Here is a 17,654-nt window from a genome sequence, read left to right on the forward strand (position 1 = left end):
ATAAAAACGCGCAGCTATAAATTAACTGCGCGTTTTTTTATAACAGCTTTTAAATTTATATTAACAGCCAAGTGGCGGTGCCTAAAAAGGCAAAAATACCCACAATATCTGTCACTGTTGTTAGCACTACACTGCCTGCAAGTGCAGGGTCTATATTCATTTTTTTAAGTAAAATTGGAATACTTGCACCAGCAACCCCAGCCACAACTAAGTTCATAAACATGGCAAAAGCGAGTACGCCGCCGAGCATAAAATCCCACTGCCAAAGTGCAATGACACCCGCTATCAACAATGACCACAAAATGCCATTGAGTGCTCCAATAGCGAGTTCTTTCATCATTAAAAAGCGTTGGTTGGTTTGATTTATATGACCAACAGCTATACCACGAATAACAAGTGTGAGTGATTGACTGCCAGCAACACCGCCCATAGAAGGAACAATGCCATTAAGCACTGCTAATATGGGTAAAATATCGAGTGTGCTTTCAAAAAAACTGGCTACAAAGGCGGCCGCAAGCGCAGTTAATAAGTTAACTCCTAACCATACTGAGCGTTTTTTAGAGCTTTTTAAGACAGGAGCAAAGGTATCTTCTTCATCATCAAGGCCCGCCAAACTCAGTAAACTATGTTCGGCGTCTTCACGAATTACGTCAACAATATCATCGATCGTGACACGACCAAGTAGCTGATCGTTGTCATCAACAACTGGGGCCGAGATCCAATTATGGCGCTCAAACAGTTGTGCGACTTCACTTTCATCCATTGAAATTGGAATTGACTCACATTCTTCATCCATTAAATCGCGAACAATTTTTTCTGGTGGATTAGTTAGCAATGTACTCAGCGATAAAGCACCAATAAAGCAGTTATGTTTATCAACCACATACAGGTCATCAGTGCCTTCAGGTAACTCTCCGCGAAGTCGAATGTAACGTAGTACGACATCAATGGTCACATCTGGGCGAATAGTTACTGTATCGGTGTTCATAAGTGCGCCGGCAGAACGCTCTTGATAAGATAGCGCTTGTGTTGCGCGTTCTCTATCTTGGGTGTCCATGGCGCTAACAACGTCTTGGTAAACGGTGTCAGGCAAACTACGTAATACTTCACCTAGGTCATCGTGACCCATGTCTTCAGTGGCAGCAGCAATGTGCTCAGGCTCCATTTGGGCAATAATACCCAGGCGCACGTCTTCTGATAATTCTTCGAGTACATCACCTTGAACATCAGGATCAACTAACTGCCATAGCAAGCGACGAATTTTGTGTGGAGATGATTCTAATAATAACGCAGTATCACATGGCGCTGTTTTTGCGAGCATGCGCCTAACTTGAACAAACTGACCACTATTAAGTGACTTGGTCACTTGTTTTAGTTGTTGTAGTGGGTAGTCTTGTTCAAAAGCTTCGGGCATTGGCGTCCTTTATTTATACTGTAACTGTTACCTAGTGGGTGGGGGAGTACGACCTAGCAGCCAGTTATTTTGATTATAGTTATTTTATTTAAATGTTAAAAATTAACGTTACTCTTGTTCGTTAAATCGTTGCGAAATAAGTTCTCCAATGGCATTTAAAGCTTGCTCTGCATCAGGCCCTTCACATACCACTTTAACTTCTTTACCTTGGCTACTTTCAAGTAGCATTAGTGCTAATACACTGTCACCAGCAGCTTCTTTATCATCTTGAAATAAGGTGATTGAAGCATCAAATTTTACAGCGAGTTGGGCTAATACAGTCGCGGCTCTGGCATGCAGTCCTAATTTATTTTGTATTAAAAAAGTGTCTTCTATACGCATACATTACTCTATCAAAGCTGAACAGGTTATTAGTTTTGTAAAATTACTTTTCTTGTTCTCTGTGACGTATTTTTACATTGGGATGCGTAACTGCAAAGCTTTCGCCAATTGTTTGCGCTAAATATACAGAGCGATGTTGCCCGCCAGTACAGCCAATCGCAATAGTTAAATAGCTTCTGTTATTTCGCTCTAGGTGTGGTAGCCATGTTTGTACAAAGGTTTGTATTTGCCATGTAAATTTTTGAACTATGCTGTGGCTAGCCAAATAATCTTTTACTGGTTGGTCTAGGCCGTTGAGTGGTTTTAGTTCAGGCTCCCAGTGCGGGTTAGGTAAAAAACGTGCATCAAATACGTAATCTGCCTCTTTAGGAATGCCATGTTTAAAACCAAATGATTCAAATGTAACAATCAGCTGCTTGTCTTTTTTACCTAGTATTTTTTCGCGAATTGATTCAGCAAGTTGATGAACGCTTAGCTCACTGGTATCGATCATGTAATCGGCGCGCGTAATTAGCACATCGAGAAGTTCTTTTTCTTTTTTTATGGCTAAATCAAGCGGAAGTGAATCTATTGATAAAGGGTGTAAGCGCCTAGTTTCAGAAAAGCGCTTAATAAGGGTTTGATCTTCACTGTCTAAGTAGAACAGCGTTGGTTTTGTAAAACCCGGTAAGTATTCGATGATGTGATTAAATTCATCTTGCTCTTTTGGTAAATTTCGCACATCTATACTAACGGCAATTTTATCGTAGTTATCAGAAACGCTTCTTACCAAAGAAGGTAATAAATTTACTGGAATGTTATCTACGCAATAATAACCTAGATCTTCAACAACGCGCAAAGCAACCGACTTACCAGAACCAGAACGGCCACTTATGATAATCAACTCCATTAATCACCCTTTAAATTTGTTACGATTGGTCAACAATAATTTGATACAACTCAGCATCCGATTTAGCACAGCGAAGCTGCTTACAAAATTCTTTATTTTTAGTTTATCAGCTATCGTTGCTAGCGTCTTTAAATGCTGTTGGTTATCGCCTTCAGGTACGATGAGTGCAACAAAAATATCAACAGGGCGGTTGTCTATAGCATCAAAATTAATCGGTGTTTCACTAACTAACACCAATGCTAAAGGTTCTTGTGCGCCGCTCATTCGGCCATGTGGAATAGCAATACCTCTTCCTATCCCTGTGCTGCCTAGTTTTTCGCGGGTTAATAAAGCGCCCAAAATATCCTGTTGAGATAAATACGGTAATTTATCGTGAGCCAGCTCGCTAATAAACTACTAAAATTCTTTTTTTACTATTAAAAAGGACCGCAGCTTTACTGCAGTCCTGGCATATAAGTGAACTTAATTTCATCATATTAGTGTCGAGCAAGCTTCTCTTTGTGTTTAATTACTTGACGGTCAAGCTTGTCAATCAATGAATCAATAGCTGCATACATATCTTGATGTTCAGTGGATGCGAATAATTCAGCACCACTTACATGAATAGTTGCTTCTGCTTTTTGATTTAATTTTTCTATATCAAGAATGACATGAACATTATTAATATGATCAGAGTGCCTTTCTAGCTTCGCAAATTTGGTATTTATATAGTCTCTTAATGAATCAGTTAGTTCTACATGACGACCAGTTAAATTTAGTTGCATAAGCATTACCCTCTTTGTTTAGCGTCTTAGATCAGGCTCTTTCGCTGATTTGACGGTGGAATAGCCAGAGATTCGCGATATTTTGCGATTGTACGTCTCGCTACTTTAATTCCTTGCTCAGCCAATATATCCGCAATTTTGCTATCACTCAATGGTTTTGCTGAGTTTTCTGCTGCGATTAATTTTTTAATAAGTGCACGTATTGCCGTAGATGAACATTCTCCACCATTTTCGGTACTAACGTGGCTTGAGAAAAAGTATTTAAGCTCAAATATTCCACGCGGTGTGTGCATATACTTTTGCGTAGTTACGCGCGAAATTGTTGATTCGTGCATTTCTACCATTTCGGCAACATCATTTAAAACCATCGGTTTCATGGCTTCTGGCCCGTGTTCAAAAAAGCCCTGTTGTTGTTTAACAATACAGTTAGTTACTTTTAAAAGTGTATCATTTCTACTTTCTAAGCTTTTTATAAACCATTTAGCTTCTTGTAAATGTGAGCGAATAAATTGACTATCGCCGCTTGATTTAACTGTACGCGACATCGCTGCATATTGGCTGTTTACACGAATTTTTGGCATGCTGTCTGGGTTTAACTCTACAATCCAGCGGCCTTTAATTTTTTTAACTGACACATCAGGTATTACATACTCAGACTCTTCTCGTACTATTGTGTCTGCAGGCTTAGGGTTGAGCGTATGAATAAGTGTCATTACTTCTTTAAGCTCATCTTCTTTGAGCTTCGTTTTTTTCATTAATGTACGGTAGTCACGAGCAGCTAACAAATCAATGTGCTCGGTTAAAATCATTTTTGTTTCATCAATAAAAGGCGTGCCTTTATCAAATTGATTTAACTGAATACACAAACACTCTTGTAAGCTACGTGCCGCAATACCCACTGGGTCAAATAGCTGAATGCGCTTTAATACCGCTTCTATTTCGTCAAGTTCAACCTCAACGTCATCGTCGTTATCTTGATTAAAGCTCTCTAAAATCTCTTCGCAACTGAGTGTCAGTATGCCTGAATCATCCACCGCTTCTACAATAGCAATAGCGATGGCTTCATCTGTAGGGCTAAATGGCGTTAATTGTAATTGCCACATTAAGTATTCGTGAAGCGTTTCAGTTGATGCGCCCTGATATATAGACTCATCTTCAGGCATTGGGCCTGAAGATGATGCAGGGGCTGCACTCATATACTCATCCCAGCTAACATCCATTGCCATGTCGTCACTTACGGTATCTTTAGCAAGCGCTTCACCACTGTCTTGTTCATACTCGCTAGGGGCTTCATCGGCAGATACGGTTACTGTAACTTCATCGTTATCTGCTTTTTGCTCATTTTTGCCCGCAAGATCATCGGCATAGTCTTGCTCCTCAACCTCAAGTAATGGGTTGCTGTCGAGCGCTTCTTGTATTTCTTGCTGAAGATCCAATGTGCTTAATTGCAGCAAGCGAATAGCTTGTTGCAACTGAGGTGTCATTGTAAGTTGCTGGCCCATGCGCAGCTGTAGTGATTGCCTCATGTATCTCTAACAATCCTTTTAAGTTGTTATAGTTAATACTAGCAGATGCTTATAAATAAGGCGTAAATGTTACAGCCTAAATTGCTCGCCTAAATATACATCGCGTACAGTTTTATCATTTAATATGTGTTCAGGGGTACCAGAAGCAATCAGTTCCCCATGAGAAACAATGTAGGCTTTTTCGCAAACATCAAGGGTTTCTCTTACATTGTGGTCTGTTATTAATACGCCAATCCCACGGTTTTTCAGGTGTTCAATAATTTTTTTAATATCTAATACTGAGATAGGGTCAACACCGGCAAATGGTTCGTCTAACAAAATAAACTTTGGATCTGCGGCTAAAGCACGTGCAATCTCCACTCGGCGACGTTCTCCGCCCGATAATGCCATGCCTTTGCTGTCGCGAATGTGTTGAATGCTAAATTCATCTAATAGATTATTCAATGTATCTTCTCTGGCTTGTTTAGTGAGCTCCTTTCGAGTTTCTAAAATAGCCATTAAGTTTTGATACACTGTTAATTTTCTAAATATAGACGACTCTTGTGGTAAGTAGCCAATGCCTAATCTAGCACGACTGTGCATAGGTAAAAGCGTAATATCGTTATCATCGATAGATATTTTGCCTTTGTCGCTAGGGACTAAGCCTACAATCATGTAAAAGGTTGTTGTTTTACCTGCGCCGTTTGGCCCAAGCAAGCCTACAATACTGCCAGCTTTAACTTCTAAGCCCACATTTTTTACAACTTCACGGCCTTTGTAGCTTTTGGCTAGTAGCTCTGCTTTTAATGTGCTCATGGTTGGCCTTTGTCATTTTTTTTAGGCTCCACAGGCACTAAGATAGTGTGTACACGGTCAGTTGAGCTTTCATCTTTTTCGGCGCTAATAAGCTGCTGTTCTATATCGTAGGTAATGCTTTTAGCATTCATTTTTTGCCCAGCTTGAGATATCTCTGCATCTCCAATTAATGTTAAAAAACGCGTTGAAACATCGTATCTAACTTCATTAGCGCTGGCGCTCATTATTGTGCCGTCGGCTTGTTTTTCTTCAAAATATGCAGGCGTACCTGTGGCAATTAACAATTGCTTGTTGTCGCCTAGCTCATCGCGCTTGTGAACCTCAAGGCGGTCTGCGGTAATTTTTCTGTCGCCATGAATAATTTCAACATTTTTTTCAAAGATACCTACGTTTTCTTTTAGTTGACCCTCTTGTTTATCCGCACTAATCGAAATTTGATTTGCAGAAATTGGCGCTGTTGTTTCAGCGGCATTAGTACCTAATGCAAGTAAAAATGTTGGAATAATAAAGAGTGTTGATAGTTTATTGGTCATAATAAATAGTTCGCGTATGGTTAATTAATTTTATCACTTCGGTTTTTAAATCGGCTTCTAAGCCTTTACCGGTGATTTTTAAATTGGGCCCTGTAACAATGACAGGCTGCTCTGATTGCATCGTTAGTAATTTTATATCTACCTGAATGTTATCAGCATTAATTTTATCTATCATTGCGTTATCAGTTAAATTACTAGCAACAACGTTACCTTCTAATATTAGTTGTCTGCCTTCGTATAATGTTGCTTCATTAGCGTTAATTCGCCATGTTTGTTTGTCGTTGTATAGCGTAAAAATAGGTTTATCAAAAAAGGTAAACCCTAATTCTTGATATAGCTCCATTCGCGCTGCCGTTACTTTATGGCTGATTTTCCCATTTTCGTCATACGCTGTTTGTTTTAGCTCTATGGCTGTGTAATCGGGCTTTGCAATTATGTCTGCTTCGGTTTGTTGTGGTAAATTTACTTGTGTGAAATAAGGGTACCAAAGCCAAACCATACAGCTGATGAATAAAACGCTTAATATTATGCGCGCTGCATTCATGAACTAGTCCCTTTTGTGGTCAAAGGTTTGTTATTTTCAAGCATTAGCAGGTCGGTTAGTTCTCTCACTGCACCAAAGCCACCTGGCATTTGTGTTGTATAATGTGCTAAACGTTTTATTAGCGGATGTGCGTCATTTACTGCAACAGCAAACCCTACTAACTCCATCACTGGCATGTCTGGGCCATCATCGCCAATGTAGGCAATTTGCTCATCATTTAAATTGAGCTTTGTTTTTAGTTCTTCGTAAGCGAGTAATTTATTTTCTTGGCCTTGGTATATATGTTGTACTGTTAAGCTTGTCATACGCTGTTGTACTATTTTTGAGTGGCGTCCTGTAATTACCGCAACTTCAAAGCCACTATTAATTAGCGCTTTAATGCCAAAGCCATCTTTTGTATTAAATGCTTTGAGCTCTTCGCCTTGGTTACCCAAATAAATGCGACCATCAGAAAACACACCATCAATATCACAAATAAGTAGCTTTACTTTTTTTGCACGTGCTTTTGCGTCTTCACTCAATGGTTGATAGAGCTCTTCAAATTGCATTTATAATACTCCTGCTTTTAGTAAGTCTTGCATATTTAATGCACCAATAGGGTGGTTTTGCTCATTAACGATGATTAAACCATTAATACGCTTTTGCTCCATAATATTAAGTGCTTCAGCGGCCAAAATATCTTGCGTTGCCGTTGTGCAGGACTTGGTCATTACAACATCTATTTGTGTTGTATGTATATCAATTCGTTGTTCTAAAATACGACGTAAATCACCGTCGGTAAAGAGCCCTACAAGTTGTTGCTGAGAATCAACTATGGCTGTCATGCCTAAGCCTTTTGCCGACATTTCTATCAGTGCATCTTTTATAGTTTGAGTAACGTTAATAATAGGTGTGTTTTTACCGCTATGCATGACATCTTTTAGGGTCAGCAGTAAACGTTTACCTAAACTGCCGCCGGGGTGAGATAGCGCAAAGTCATCAGCTGTAAAACCGCGAGCTTCTAACAGTGCAACCGCCATGGCATCGCCCATTGCAAGTGTTGCTGTTGTGCTTGCTGTAGGGGCTAAGCCTAACGAACAGGCTTCTTTTTGTACTTTTATGCAAATATGTACGTTTGCAAGCGTTGCCATTGTTGAGCTAGCGTTGCCTGTCATGGCTATCATTTTTGCGCCGAGGCGTTTCAAAACGGGAATTATATTGAGGACTTCGCTTGTTTCACCAGAATTAGAAATTAGCATAACCACATCATTTTTAGTGATCATACCTAAGTCGCCATGACTTGCCTCACCGGGGTGTACAAAAAAATGCAGGGCTGCCAGTACTTGCTAACGTCGCCGCTATTTTATTGCCAATATGACCCGATTTTCCCATGCCTATAACAATAGTTCGCCCTTGGCAGTCGTATATTAACTGACATGCTTGATGAAAATTTTCATCCACATATTGTGCAATATCACTCAATGCTTGGCGCTCTATGTCTAATACACGTAGGCCTTGTTCAATAAAATTTAGCGTTGCCATTACTTACCCTACTTGACTGAAAATATACCCTTGGTAGCCTAAAAAAGCGATTAATAATAAGCCGCCCTCTACTCTATTGATGCGCTGAGCACCTCTAAAGTTCAATGACATGATAATAAGTGCGACCGTGGCACCAATCATAATAAGTATGTCGCGGTTAGCAACAGACGGGTCTATAACAGAAGGGTTAATAATGCCTGCGAAAGGCAGCACGGCAAGAATATTAAAAATATTAGAGCCAACAATATTACCCAGTGCTAAGTCATCTTCATTTTTAAGAACCCCCGCAATTGAAGCTGCAAGCTCTGGCAAGCTAGTACCTATTGCAATAATTGTTAAGCCAATGACTAAATCGCTTAGGCCAAAATATTTTGCAATATCGACCGCTGAATCTATTAAAAAATGTGCACTGACAGGAAGTAAGACCATACCAATAACTAACCAAATTACTGCTTTTTTTGTTGGTACGTCATTGGGTACTTCATCACATGCTTCTGATACAAATGGGTCTGTTTGATTTTTAGCACGTAGCGAAACAATAATCAGCCCGCCAATAAAGACGACAAAACCAATTAATAAGGCAACGCCTTCAGCAAGCGAAAAGTAGTTATCTGAAAAAATATACCAAGTAGCTAGAGATACAATAAGCACTAACGGGATTTCACGTTTTAATGTACTTGAAGAAACGCTAAGAGGCCTAAATAAAGCAGTAATACCTAATACCAGTAAAATATTTGTGATATTTGAGCCAATTGCGTTACCTACCGCTGTGTCTGTTTTTCCAGCCAATGCAGCAGAGGCTGATACCATCATTTCAGGTGCTGATGAGCCCATGGCAACAACAGTTAAACCAACAATTAAGGTTGGTACGCCAAAGTTTTTAGCCAGTGCGGCCGCACCATAAACAAACCTGTCAGCACTCCAAACTAGGGCTGCAAAACCAAGAATCAAAATAACAAACGAGGTAACCATTGTATTAAGCCAGTTATTCAAAATAGGAATGGCGCGAATAGTAACAAATGCCACGATGAAAGTATAAATAAAAGAGTAAGGTCAACTACGTAGACTAATTCATTTTACTAAATTAATTAGTCGGGGCTGTTAGGCTTTCAGTATTAAAGTTTTGCTGATGTATGGGGAATAACTACACCACTAGGTACTAACTTGCCAAAATTCTAAATGGGTTGCTGAAAATTTAACCTTAATAGGTAACAGACCCTAGTTTAAGTGTTGGTTAAGTGAAGATGAGTGAGTCTAAATGTGTGTTTTAAACGTACATTACAAAATCTTACGAATTGTTTTTTCCATATTGGATCAAAAAGATTTAAAATAGGGGCACTAGTGAACATTTTTATGGAGAGCGACTTGTCGCAATCAATAGTAGAAGTCAAGGATGTTAGCTTTTCCAGGGGCGATAGGGTCATATATAAAAATATGAGCTTTAGTGTGCCTAAAGGCAAAATCACTGCGATTATGGGGCCAAGCGGTATTGGTAAAACCACGATGTTGCGTTTAATTGGTGGCCAATTAAAACCTGATTCGGGTGATATTTTATTTGAAGGTGGCAGTATTCCTTCTATGACGCGTTCAGAATTATACGAAGCGCGTACAAAAATGAGCATGCTATTTCAAAGTGGTGCCTTGTTTACCGACATGTCTGTGTTTGACAATATTGCTTTTCCGATTCGTGAGCACACAAAACTAAGTGAAGATCTTATTCGTTTAGTGGTGTTAATGAAGCTGCAGGCTGTGGGTTTACGCGGAGCTAAAGATTTAATGCCCTCAGAGTTATCAGGTGGGATGGCAAGGCGTGCTGCTCTTGCTCGCGCAATAGCGCTCGATCCAGAGCTCATCATGTATGACGAACCGTTTGCTGGCCAAGATCCTATCTCAATGGGCGTGCTTGTAAAGTTAATTAAATCGCTCAATCAAGTATTAGGTTTATCGTCTTTAATTGTGACCCATGATGTAACTGAAGTAATGAGTATTGCCGATCACGTTATTATTATTGCCGATCAGGGCGTGATAGGCTCAGGTACGCCAGATGAAATGCGCAATCATGAATCTGAGCTAGTTCAGCAATTTTTAAAAGGTTTGTCTGATGGTCCTGTGCCATTTCATTTCCCCGCGCAAGCCTATGCAGATGAGTTGCTTGGAGAAAAAGCCTAATGTTGGATTTGTTTCAAAAGTTAGGGCATAAAACTCTGGGTCGCTTTGCTGCCCTTGGTCGCTCAGCTTACATGTTGTTCAGTGCACTCGCGCATGTTCCTAATTTTAAAAAAGGCACTCCGCTGCTTGTTCGCCAGCTTTATATGGTGGGTTCGCAGTCGCTGCTTATAATTATGGTATCGGGCTTGTTTATCGGTATGGTACTCGCATTGCAAGGCTACACCGTATTAGTAGGGTATGGTGCTGAAGATAGCTTAGGGCCACTTGTAGCACTGAGTTTATTACGTGAGCTAGGCCCTGTTGTTACTGCGCTATTATTTGCTGGGCGTGCAGGCAGTGCACTTACCGCAGAAATAGGCCTAATGAAAGCCACCGAACAATTATCATCATTAGAGATGATGGCAATTGATCCACTTAAACGTATTATCGCACCTCGCTTTTGGGCTGGTTTTATTAGCATGCCTTTACTTGCAATTATATTCTCTGCCGTTGCAATTATAGGGGCTCATTTAGTTGGGGTTGATTGGTTAGGTGTAGATACCGGTAGCTTTTGGTCAATTATGCAATCGCAAGTGTCGTTTCAGGCTGATGTACTAAACGGCATAATTAAAAGCTTTGTATTTGCAATAGTGGTTACTTGGATTGCACTTTACAAAGGCTATGACTGTGTTCCAACGTCGGAAGGGATCAGCAAAGCAACTACCGAGACAGTTGTACACTCGTCATTGGCCGTTTTAGGTTTCGACTTTATTTTGACAGCGGTAATGTTTACCAGCTAATTAGGGTATAAATAATGAATTCACGGAAATTAGAAATTTTAGTTGGCTTTTTTGTAGCGCTTGGCATTTTAGCTTTTGCTATGTTAGCGCTTAAAGTAGCGAATGCAGGTATTAGTGGCTCAGGCGAAACCTATTCACTCAATGCAAAGTTTGAAAATATTGGCTCATTAAAAGCACGAGCCCCCATCAAAGTAGGTGGTGTGGTAATTGGTCGCGTTGAGTCAATTTATGTTCATCCAAAAGAGTTTTTACCTGTGGTTGATATGACTATTGATGCGCAATACTTATGTCGTTTTTCAGATACAAGCTCTATATCCATACTTACATCGGGTATTTTAGGCGAGCAATACTTAGGTTTAAATCCTGTTATTGCCTCCAGTTCAGCTGAACAGCGCTGTTTAGGTGAAACAGTAACCAACAATGAACAAGATACAGCAATTGATGATTTATTTGGCGTAGAAAGTAAGGCGTTAGGTAATGGGGATTCAATTATTGATACTAAGTCTGCCATTGTGTTAGAAGAATTAATTGGGCAGTTTTTATTCAACCAAGGTAGTGAGTAATTATTATGTTGAAAAAGTATTTAGCTATTATAACGCTTAGCGCATTGAGCCTAATGCAAACGGTGAGTGCTGCAGAAGTAAAGTTAGACGATCCAAATAAAATGGTGCGCAAGGTTTCAGAGTATACATTTGACCGAATCAAAAAAGATCAACCATTGATTGTTAAAGATCAAGAGTATCTTCGCGTTATCGTTGAAGAAGAGTTGATGCCCTATATTGATTATAAATACGCAGCACTGCGTGTATTAGGAAGTGAAGTATCTAAAGTGCGCGCAATCACAGATGATGCTGAAAAAGCACAAGCAATTAAAGATATTCAGCGCTTTATTGACGTGTTTAGAGAGTATTTAGTTGCTACGTATGCAGGTGTATTTACCCAATATACTAACCAACACGTTGAATTTGGTGCACCGCAACCATTTAAAGGCCAGGATGTGGTTGTAGTAAAAACAAAGATTATCGAAGATGGTAAGCCAGATATCCGCATTGATTTTAAAGTTCGTGAAGATCGTAGTGGTCAGTGGCGTGCATACGACATGATTGCTGAAGGGATAAGCTTGTTAGATGCTAAGCAAAGTGAGCTACAAGGTATTTTGCGTCAGCAAGGTATTGATAAGGTAAGTGACCTTTTAGAGCAAAAAAGTAAGCTTCCAGTTCAATTTAGAGGCAGTAGCTCGAATGACTAAATTGGCGATAAGCCAAATTGATGATCAACAGTTTCGAGCGAGCGGCGAGCTCTCTCGAAATTCAATTGGCGATGAACAACTTCTGAACAAGCAGCTACAAACTAAGCATAAAACCATCTATTTTGACCTAAGTGGGGTGTCAAGGGTTGACACAGCCGGCTTAGCTTGGTTAATTCACTCTTTTGCAGAATTAAAGCAGCAAGGTATTCGCCTTGAATTGCAAAATCCACCTGAGCAATTGCAAAATTTAATGCAATTGGGTCAAGTTACAACCCTATTTGAGTGAGAGTTATGGAAACTAGCCAAGTCGAAACATTATTACGCGAAGAACTTCAATTAGCAGAAGTTCATGTAAAAGCCAATGGAAGCCATTATGAAGTTGTTGCCGTGGGTGAGTGCTTCGACGGTTTAAGCCGAGTTAAAAAGCAACAGCTAGTATATGGTCCACTAATGAATACTATTTCAGACGGTACTATTCATGCAGTTTCTATTCGTGCTTTTACACCGACTGAGTGGAAACGCGAACAAAAATTTATTTTACCGCAATAAATAGGGCCTCCTAATGGATCAATTTGTAATTCAAGGTGGCACTTCACTTGCTGGTGAGGTGACTATTTCTGGTGCTAAAAACGCAGCACTGCCTATTTTATTTGCCTCACTTTTGGCCGACGGTAAAAGTACATTTACCAATGTGCCACGCTTACGCGATATTGTAACTACAGAAGCTTTGCTAAAAACATTAGGTGCAGATGTAAATTGGCAGAGTGATACCCTCGTCATTGATGGTGCAACTGTTGATAAAACGTTGGCCCCATACGATTTAGTAAAGCAAATGCGCGCGTCTGTATTAGCATTAGGGCCTTTAGTTGCTCGCTTTGGTGAGGCACAAGTTTCATTGCCAGGCGGCTGTGCTATTGGTGCTCGCCCTGTTGATATTCATATTCAAGGCATGGAACGTTTAGGTGCGCAAATTAGCGTCGAAAATGGTTACATCAATGCAAAAGTGGATGGTCGCCTTAAAGGCGCTGAGATCTTTATGGAGATGGTCAGTGTAGGCGCAACCGAGAACTTGTTGATGGCAGCAGCGTTGGCCGATGGTAAAACAGTACTTGAAAACGCAGCCCGTGAACCTGAAATTACCGATTTAGCAAATTGCTTGATTGCAATGGGTGCTAAAATTACGGGCGCAGGGACGAGCCGTATTGAAATTGAAGGCGTAGAACGCTTATCCGGTTGTGAACATAAAATTTTACCGGATCGTATTGAAACAGGTACGTTCTTAGTTGCTGCAGCAATGGCTGGCGGTGAAGTATTGTGTAAAAACACAGACTTTCATTCACTTGAACCGGTTATTGAAAAACTGCGCGCGACAAATGCCTTACTTGAAGTGAAAGACGATTCTATTTATCTGGATATGCGTGGTCGTGAGCTTAAAGCGGTGAATGTTAAAACCGCCCCGCATCCAGGGTTCCCAACCGATATGCAAGCTCAGTTTACTGCACTTAATGTAGTGGCTAACGGCAGCGCGACAATTACAGAAACTATTTTTGAGAACCGTTTCATGCATGTGCCTGAGTTACAGCGCATGGGTGCAAACATTCGCTTAGAAGGCAACACAGCAATATGTGGTGAGACTAAAAGTCTTTCTGGCGCTCAAGTTATGGCTACGGATTTACGAGCATCAGCAAGCTTAATCCTTACAGGGATTGTAGCGCAAGGTGAAACAGTTGTTGATCGTATTTATCACGTTGATAGAGGGTATCAGCGTATTGAGGATAAACTCAGCGCGCTAGGCGCTAACATAAAGCGTAAAGCAAGCTAACACGTTTAAATGCTGGTCGGTGTGATTACACCGACCTTTCTTTATTTAGAGTTTGGTTTCAAGCTCAGCCACAGTAACCATTATTTTTTCGATTTTCCCATCTCTATACAATTCAAACTCTATTTCTTTACCTGGTTCAGTATTGCCAATTTTTTCGAGTACCTTTTGTGGATTAGCCACTGAAAGCCCCGCAATTTTTATTACAATATCTTGTTCTTCAATGCCTGCTTGCCACGCAGGCCCTAATGGATCTAAATTTGTAATACGCATGCCGCTCACAGGGGTTAAGTTGTCATTAACCTCTTTGCCTGTACTGTCTACGGCTGTGCCTTCAAACCCTAAGTAACCACGCACTACACGGCCATGACGAATTAGCTTAGCCATTACTTCCTTAGCTAGGGTGTAGGGGACAGCAAAAAAGATGCCTTGAATGTTTAAGTTTTCGCGGGTTTTAAATTGCGCTGAAGTAATACCTACTAAATCACCATTTGAATTAACGAGTGCACCACCGGAATTTCCTACATTAATTGCTGCATCCATTTGCAGTAGGTTATTAAACGGGCTATCGGTGATTTTTTGTTTACCTGTGGCACTAATAATCCCTTGTGTAATGGTTTGCCCTAAGTTGAGTGGGTTGCCAATAGCTAATACAACATCTCCCACGCTAGTCGTATAGTCATCGTTTACGGGTATAACAGGAAGGTGTTCTGCATTTATTTTAAGTAGTGCTAGATCTGTAATTGTATCAAAGCCTATAAGCTGCACATCAAAAAAACGTCGGCCGTCAGTTAAAATCACCATAATGACATCAGCATTATTAACAACATGATAATTAGTAAGTATATAGCCATCTGGCGACATAATAACGCCTGAGCCTAACTCCTGAACGGTGTTTTTTCTTTTGTAGCGGGGCTCCTTTGAAATACTTTCAGAAAAAATAGTAACGACAGACGGGGCTGCGCGCTTTACTGCATCAGAAAAGCTTAAGTGGCTTGCACTCATTGCACTGGGGATAGGAACATTAGGCAGCAGCGCTGCTCTCATATTTGGGCTGAAAAAAACCACTAAAAAAGCAATACTGAGACCTGCAAATAGAGGAGGGAGGACAAATTTAATGAATTTCAGCACAAGTTTCTTATTATTAAAGGAGCAATCCCTTTATGATGGCACAAAAAAAATAACAGCGGCAAGTGCCGCTGTTATTTTTATTACACATATACTGCGATTAATTACTGAATTAGGATAAATATAGACTCACGTCCACGTTTAACGCCTAGTACAATATTACCTTTAGTATTTTCGATGATTTTATTCATATCGCGAATAGTCTCAACACGTTGGCGGTTCACTTGGACTATCATGTCACCTTCTTCTAGGCCTACCCGTGCAGAAGGAGAGCGAGGATCGACAGAGGTAATTTCAATCCCCTTTGCGTTATTTTTCTGAACATTTTCTAATTCAGCCCCTTGAAATGCGGGATGCAGTTCTTCGCCAACCGCTTTAACACCAGATGCACCGTCGAGTGTGACTTTGAGCGTTTTTATTTTTCCATCTCGGTAAATACTGAGCTTTATTTCTCTGCCTTCACCTAATGTAGCAATTTTACTGCGCAGTTCATGGAAGCCGCTTATATCGCTGCCATTAATGCTTACAATAACATCCCCGGCTTTTATGCCTGCTTTACTAGCAGCAGTATCATCCATTACCTGCATTACATAAGCACCTTGTTTAACATCAAGCTGTTGTGCTTTGGCTAAGCCCGCATCAAGTGGACGACCCGATATGCCTAGCGAGCCACGGCGTACTTCACCATGCTCAATAATCTGATCAACCAAGTTTTTCATCATGTTAGAAGGAATAGCAAAACCAATTCCAACGTTACCACCAGATGCACCTAAAATAGCGGTGTTAATGCCAATTAGTTCTCCATTTAAATTCACTAAAGCACCGCCAGAATTACCTTGGTTAATTGCGGCGTCTGTTTGAATGAAATCTTCGTAACCTTCAATGTTTAAACCACTGCGTCCAAGGGCACTAACAATGCCTGAGGTGACGGTGTGGCTTAAGCCAAACGGGTTGCCTATAGCAACTGCAAAATCACCGACTCGTAATTGGTCTGAGTTAGCAAGTTTGATTTCTGTCAGGTCATCAGCGTCTATTTGTAGTAGTGCAATGTCAGACTCTTTATCTGTACCAATTTTAGTAGCTTCAAATTCACGTCCATCTTCGAGTGTAACGATCATTTTTTCAGCATCTTGGATCACGTGATTATTAGTAACCACATAACCTTCATCTGCATCGATAATCACACCTGAACCCAAACCACTAAATTGGCGCTTTTGGCTGCGAGGTTGTTGCTGGCCAAAAAAGAACTCAAGTGGATCGGCGCGGCGGCGAACCTCTTTAGAGCCCGAAACCTGAATACTCACAACACCAGGGGAGATTTGTTCAAGCATAGGTGCAAGAGTCGGTAGCTGTTGCCCATTAACTGCTATTGGTAACTTTGCGTAAGACGCTACCGGGCTCATTAATAAGCTTGTAGATAAAATAGCAGCACTGATAAGTGATAATTTCATTTTCATAGTCAAGGTTTACTCCACTTAGGAAAAACAAAAATTAAAAAAGGACTGCATAAGCAGCCTTTTTTTAGTTTGTTAGTAAGATAAAACAACAAAGCTGTTATATCTAAAGACTATGGGGTCAAAAAAAAGTTCATCAAGATGCTTTAGAGCGGTCCTGTACTTTATTTTCACCAGCAAATAAACCAGACTCACCTGACACAAAGTCTGCCGGTTGCGCCTCTGCTGAAGAGCGATCAGAACGACGCTCTTTTAAAGATGCTTGTAATTGCTCTGTTGTTTCTTTTGAAAAGTAAGGGGCTGCTGGTTCTTTATTTCTATCTTCTAACAGTAATTGATTAGTTTCTTCTACATGACTCAAGAGCTGGTTGTAGTTATCTTTCATTTTATTCACAAGCTTGCTGGTGCTTGCTAAATGGTCAGCTACGTCTTGGCGGTATTGCTCAAGTTCGCTTTGCGCTTGTTCCGCTTGCTCTTTTAACTCATCTTGTTTGAACTGTTTTTTAGTAACAAATGCACCAATAAAAAATGCTATAACCGCAACAATAACGATTAAACCTACCCATATAACTGTGCCCATAAACTACCCCTTTGGGAAAATAACGAAAGAATGCTGATTCATTTATAAATCATATTAAGTGTAATATACCCCGAGTTATGATGCGTGTTAATATGCTTTACAAATTAAA

At 40.3% G+C, this 17,654-nt stretch carries 20 protein-coding genes and 2 pseudogenes; 7 read left to right on the top strand and 15 right to left on the bottom strand.

Going from position 1 to position 17,654, the window contains the following annotated elements:
• Window positions 1-55 precede the first annotated feature (55 nt).
• The 12 genes and pseudogenes from mgtE to P20480_RS07645 all read right to left on the bottom strand — a co-directional run bounded on the left by mgtE (window position 56) and on the right by P20480_RS07645 (window position 9,339).
• Window positions 56-1,414, bottom strand: a complete 1,359-nt coding sequence (gene mgtE, locus P20480_RS07695) for a magnesium transporter (protein ID WP_006792092.1) — start codon at window positions 1,412-1,414, stop codon at window positions 56-58.
• A 108-nt stretch (window positions 1,415-1,522) separates the two neighbouring features.
• Window positions 1,523-1,795, bottom strand: coding sequence for an HPr family phosphocarrier protein (locus P20480_RS07690; protein WP_006792093.1), 273 nt, complete (start codon window positions 1,793-1,795; stop codon window positions 1,523-1,525).
• Between the two features lie 43 nt (window positions 1,796-1,838).
• Window positions 1,839-2,684 (bottom strand): RNase adapter RapZ, encoded by an 846-nt coding sequence (rapZ, locus tag P20480_RS07685; protein WP_006792094.1) that lies wholly within the window; start codon window positions 2,682-2,684, stop codon window positions 1,839-1,841.
• A gap of 19 nt (window positions 2,685-2,703) precedes the next feature.
• Window positions 2,704-3,156: pseudogene (gene ptsN, locus P20480_RS07680) on the bottom strand (PTS IIA-like nitrogen regulatory protein PtsN).
• A gap of 4 nt (window positions 3,157-3,160) precedes the next feature.
• The gene (gene hpf / locus P20480_RS07675; RefSeq protein WP_006792096.1) at window positions 3,161-3,448 is read right to left on the bottom strand and encodes a ribosome hibernation promoting factor; all 288 of its coding nucleotides are present in this window, start codon (window positions 3,446-3,448) and stop codon (window positions 3,161-3,163) included.
• A 26-nt stretch (window positions 3,449-3,474) separates the two neighbouring features.
• On the bottom strand, window positions 3,475-4,974 hold the full coding sequence (locus tag P20480_RS07670; protein ID WP_006792097.1) for an RNA polymerase factor sigma-54: 1,500 nt from the start codon (window positions 4,972-4,974) through the stop codon (window positions 3,475-3,477).
• A 69-nt stretch (window positions 4,975-5,043) separates the two neighbouring features.
• Window positions 5,044-5,769, bottom strand: coding sequence for an LPS export ABC transporter ATP-binding protein (lptB, locus tag P20480_RS07665; protein WP_008130302.1), 726 nt, complete (start codon window positions 5,767-5,769; stop codon window positions 5,044-5,046).
• Complete coding sequence (gene lptA, locus P20480_RS07660) at window positions 5,766-6,302, bottom strand: lipopolysaccharide transport periplasmic protein LptA (protein WP_008130303.1); 537 nt, start codon at window positions 6,300-6,302, stop codon at window positions 5,766-5,768. Before lptA ends, lptB begins: the two co-directional genes overlap by 4 nt.
• Entirely contained in the window at window positions 6,292-6,846 is a 555-nt protein-coding gene (gene lptC / locus P20480_RS07655) for an LPS export ABC transporter periplasmic protein LptC (RefSeq protein ID WP_008130304.1), read from the bottom strand. The genes lptA and lptC overlap by 11 nt, the downstream gene beginning before the upstream one ends.
• Complete coding sequence (gene kdsC / locus P20480_RS07650; RefSeq protein ID WP_008130305.1) at window positions 6,843-7,394, bottom strand: 3-deoxy-manno-octulosonate-8-phosphatase KdsC; 552 nt, start codon at window positions 7,392-7,394, stop codon at window positions 6,843-6,845. The genes lptC and kdsC overlap by 4 nt, the downstream gene beginning before the upstream one ends.
• Window positions 7,395-8,367, bottom strand: a pseudogene (locus tag P20480_RS18210) (KpsF/GutQ family sugar-phosphate isomerase).
• A gap of 3 nt (window positions 8,368-8,370) precedes the next feature.
• A complete protein-coding gene (locus P20480_RS07645) occupies window positions 8,371-9,339 on the bottom strand; it encodes a calcium/sodium antiporter (protein WP_033019047.1) in 969 nt (322 codons plus the stop codon).
• A gap of 381 nt (window positions 9,340-9,720) precedes the next feature.
• Between P20480_RS07645 and P20480_RS07640 the strand changes: the two genes are divergently transcribed.
• Genes P20480_RS07640 through murA form a run of 7 tightly spaced genes read left to right on the top strand, consistent with a single transcriptional unit; the run spans window position 9,721 to window position 14,386 of the window.
• The gene (locus P20480_RS07640; protein WP_074210176.1) at window positions 9,721-10,536 is read left to right on the top strand and encodes an ATP-binding cassette domain-containing protein; all 816 of its coding nucleotides are present in this window, start codon (window positions 9,721-9,723) and stop codon (window positions 10,534-10,536) included.
• Window positions 10,536-11,315, top strand: a complete 780-nt coding sequence (mlaE, locus tag P20480_RS07635; protein ID WP_006792105.1) for a lipid asymmetry maintenance ABC transporter permease subunit MlaE — start codon at window positions 10,536-10,538, stop codon at window positions 11,313-11,315. Before P20480_RS07640 ends, mlaE begins: the two co-directional genes overlap by 1 nt.
• Before the next feature lie 14 nt (window positions 11,316-11,329).
• Window positions 11,330-11,878, top strand: a complete 549-nt coding sequence (gene mlaD, locus P20480_RS07630; RefSeq protein WP_008130311.1) for an outer membrane lipid asymmetry maintenance protein MlaD — start codon at window positions 11,330-11,332, stop codon at window positions 11,876-11,878.
• Between the two features lie 5 nt (window positions 11,879-11,883).
• Window positions 11,884-12,564, top strand: a complete 681-nt coding sequence (locus P20480_RS07625) for an MlaC/ttg2D family ABC transporter substrate-binding protein (RefSeq protein ID WP_008130312.1) — start codon at window positions 11,884-11,886, stop codon at window positions 12,562-12,564.
• Complete coding sequence (locus P20480_RS07620; RefSeq protein WP_006792108.1) at window positions 12,557-12,850, top strand: STAS domain-containing protein; 294 nt, start codon at window positions 12,557-12,559, stop codon at window positions 12,848-12,850. Before P20480_RS07625 ends, P20480_RS07620 begins: the two co-directional genes overlap by 8 nt.
• A gap of 5 nt (window positions 12,851-12,855) precedes the next feature.
• Window positions 12,856-13,113 (top strand): BolA family protein, encoded by a 258-nt coding sequence (locus tag P20480_RS07615; protein ID WP_006792109.1) that lies wholly within the window; start codon window positions 12,856-12,858, stop codon window positions 13,111-13,113.
• A gap of 13 nt (window positions 13,114-13,126) precedes the next feature.
• Window positions 13,127-14,386, top strand: a complete 1,260-nt coding sequence (gene murA, locus P20480_RS07610; RefSeq protein ID WP_008130314.1) for a UDP-N-acetylglucosamine 1-carboxyvinyltransferase — start codon at window positions 13,127-13,129, stop codon at window positions 14,384-14,386.
• A 45-nt stretch (window positions 14,387-14,431) separates the two neighbouring features.
• On the opposite strand, the gene P20480_RS07605 is transcribed toward murA, so the two are convergent.
• The 3 genes from P20480_RS07605 to P20480_RS07595 all read right to left on the bottom strand — a co-directional run bounded on the left by P20480_RS07605 (window position 14,432) and on the right by P20480_RS07595 (window position 17,545).
• Window positions 14,432-15,514: a trypsin-like peptidase domain-containing protein gene (locus P20480_RS07605; RefSeq protein WP_010555666.1), complete on the bottom strand. Its 1,083-nt coding sequence runs from the start codon at window positions 15,512-15,514 to the stop codon at window positions 14,432-14,434.
• Between the two features lie 101 nt (window positions 15,515-15,615).
• Window positions 15,616-16,968 carry a Do family serine endopeptidase gene (locus P20480_RS07600; RefSeq protein WP_008130320.1) on the bottom strand — a complete coding sequence of 451 codons (1,353 nt, stop codon included), beginning with the start codon at window positions 16,966-16,968 and terminating at the stop codon, window positions 15,616-15,618.
• A 133-nt stretch (window positions 16,969-17,101) separates the two neighbouring features.
• A complete protein-coding gene (locus P20480_RS07595) occupies window positions 17,102-17,545 on the bottom strand; it encodes a Z-ring associated ZapG family protein (RefSeq protein WP_008130322.1) in 444 nt (147 codons plus the stop codon).
• Window positions 17,546-17,654 lie beyond the last annotated feature (109 nt).

Origin of the sequence: Pseudoalteromonas sp. BSi20480, from assembly GCF_000241365.1 — a bacterium.
GTDB lineage: Bacteria > Pseudomonadota > Gammaproteobacteria > Enterobacterales > Alteromonadaceae > Pseudoalteromonas > Pseudoalteromonas marina.